The organism is Psychromonas sp. Urea-02u-13 (assembly GCF_002835995.1).
Taxonomy (GTDB): domain Bacteria; phylum Pseudomonadota; class Gammaproteobacteria; order Enterobacterales; family Psychromonadaceae; genus Psychromonas.
This window is the reverse complement of the sequence record NZ_PJBZ01000009.1, coordinates 1-255: the sequence shown is the minus strand read 5'-3', so window position 1 is coordinate 255 and position 255 is coordinate 1. Positions and strand designations below refer to the sequence as shown.

1 pseudogene is annotated in these 255 nt (G+C 41.2%); it reads right to left on the bottom strand.

Features of this window, described 5'->3' with window-relative positions:
• Window positions 1–255: pseudogene (locus CXF74_RS00025) on the bottom strand (hypothetical protein); the annotation flags it as partial.

Below are 255 nucleotides of genomic sequence, written 5' to 3'. Positions count from 1 at the left end.
AGCGATAAATTCATTTATACAACGCATGAACCAAGAGATACTCGATAAACGTTTACGCCACTTTGCAATAATTTCAAGCGCGGCTTCTTTTTGAATATCTGATGTTAACTCGCCTTTTTGCCAGCGCACGACAAGCGGTGAAAGCGTATAGATTTGACTCCAACGCACACATATTTCATCATCAGAGCAGGCTAACGATGCCTCTTCATTGACATATAAAACAAGGTGGTAGTGATTGGACATGATGGCATAAGC